General features: G+C 60.8%; 3 protein-coding genes. All 3 read left to right on the forward strand.

Annotation, left to right across the window (positions count from 1 at the left end):
* Positions 1-273: hypothetical protein (locus tag VBE63_RS28185; RefSeq protein WP_323686298.1), on the forward strand; the 273-nt coding region annotated here is incomplete at its 5' end.
* The gene (locus VBE63_RS28190; RefSeq protein WP_323686299.1) at positions 192-638 is read left to right on the forward strand and encodes a hypothetical protein; all 447 of its coding nucleotides are present in this window, start codon (positions 192-194) and stop codon (positions 636-638) included. The genes VBE63_RS28185 and VBE63_RS28190, both read left to right, overlap by 82 nt.
* A gap of 158 nt (positions 639-796) precedes the next feature.
* Positions 797-1,999: an L-2-hydroxyglutarate oxidase gene (lhgO, locus tag VBE63_RS28195; RefSeq protein WP_323686300.1), complete on the forward strand. Its 1,203-nt coding sequence runs from the start codon at positions 797-799 to the stop codon at positions 1,997-1,999.
* Positions 2,000-2,002: the final 3 nt, after the last annotated feature.

Raw genomic sequence — 2,002 nt, forward strand, 5'->3', positions numbered from 1 at the left:
AAATTCCTCAAGGTCCATGACTTGGATGTACTGGTCCCACTGACGGGCCAAGAGCAGAGGATCAAGAGATTTTCGTCCTGGTCTGTCGCGATCAACTGGGATGAATCGCGGCGCTACGAAGATCCAGCGCTGGCGACCCAGCAGGATGCGTTTGACATGCTGGCTGCTGCAAAAGAATTTGCGGAGGAACGATGCGCGATCTCTATGTCAGCATCGGAACGGCTCTCGCGAAAATCGAAAAAGAGAAAGGGCCATTCCAGATTAAGTGCATGATTGCGCGTGATCCCATTGAGCCATTATGGGATTTGGTGCTTTCTGCAGACTGGTTTTCTGAAAGCCGAAAAGAAACGCTCGACTTCCTCGCCGATCGAGTGATGAGTCAACTTGATTACGACAGTCTGATTCATTTTTCGGGCATGGTGACTTATTCCCCAGATAGCCAGAACCCGCTTGTTAATGCTTTGCGAAAGATTCAGCATCTCCACCGACAACATCGCTATGACTTTATGCGTGCCGATGGGATGGTGACCCTTCAAACGCAACTGAGCCAGGCGCGGCTTGTTATCCCCTTTGATGATGAATCGCCATCATACAGCCAAGAACACGACGAAAATCATATTCAACAGCAATGCGCCTGAAGCCTGAGTCACTGTCTTTGGGCTGGGATTAGGTCAATGTTAACCGGCAATCAAGTGGAGCGGCCATAAAAGTCGCTTGGCCTGTGCCAGGTGCTGCGGCCATAGTAGAGTGACAGCGGGGAGACTGGTAGAGACCAACACCCAACAGCGCCACCCCTGTGAACACAGACTATCTGATCATCGGCGCCGGCATCATCGGCCTCACCATCGCCCGCGCGCTGCAGCAGCGCGACCCCGGCGCGCGGGTCACCCTGATCGAGAAGGAATCCGCACCTGGCCAGCACGCCAGCGGTCGCAACAGCGGCGTGCTGCACAGCGGCATCTACTACAGCGCCGATAGCCTCAAGGCCCGCTTCACCCGCGAGGGCAACGCCGCCTGGCAAGCCTACTGCACCGAGCGTGGTCTGCCCTTGGAGCGCTGCGGCAAGCTCATCGTCGCGCGTGATGCCGAGGAGCACGCGCGCCTGGCAACACTGGAGCAACGCGGTCACACCAATGGCGTCGAGGTCCAGCGCCTGGATGAGGCCGAGACCCGCGCCCTTGAGCCGCGCGCGCGCACCCTTGGCCATGCGCTGTTCGTGCCCGCCACCGCCAGCGTCGACCCGGCGCAACTCCTGGCCGCTCAACAGGCCGATGTCCTCGCCGCCGGCGGCACCCTGCTCTGCAACCATCCTTATCGTGGTCATCTCGGCGACAACCGCATCCAAGCCGGCTCGGAGCGCATCCAGGCCGGCACCCTCATCAACTGCGCCGGGCTCTACGCCGATCGGATTGCGCACGACTTCGGCTTCGGCCAGCGCTACACCTTGCTGCCATTCAAGGGCCTGTACCGCTACGCTGATCCCGGCACCGAAGCCCCACGCCTGCACCTCTACCCGGTACCGGATCTGCGCCAGCCGTTTCTTGGCGTCCACGTCACGCGCACGGTCGATGGACACACCAAGATCGGCCCCACCGCCCTCCCGGCCTGGTGGCGGGAGCACTACGGCGGTTTGAGTGGCTTGCGCGCCAACGAGCTGCTGGAGGTGGCCGGGCGCGAACTGGCCATGCTGATCAGCAACCGCAATGATTTTCGCACCCTCGCGTTCCAAGAGCTGCGCAAGCAGCGCCGTTCCTACCTGGTGGCCGAGGCTGCCACTCTGCTCGAGGGTGCCGAGACGATGGGCTTTCACCGCCACGGCCGGCCCGGCATTCGCGCACAGTTAGTGGAGCGCACCAGCAACCAGTTGGTGATGGATTTCGTCATCGAGGGCGATGCCAAGCGCCTGCATGTGCTCAACGCCGTCTCGCCGGCCTTGACCTGCGCCCTGCCGTTCGCGCAGTTTGTCGTCTCAAGGCTCCTGGACAACCCGAAACACTGAGTC

It is taken from the genome of Lamprobacter sp. (genome assembly GCF_034860625.1).
Lineage (GTDB): Bacteria > Pseudomonadota > Gammaproteobacteria > Chromatiales > Chromatiaceae > Lamprobacter.

Coding starts and splice junctions, on each gene's coding strand:
- VBE63_RS28190 (WP_323686299.1), top strand. CDS start 192: ATGCGCGATCTCTATGTCAGCATCGGAACGGCTCTCGCGAAAATCGAA.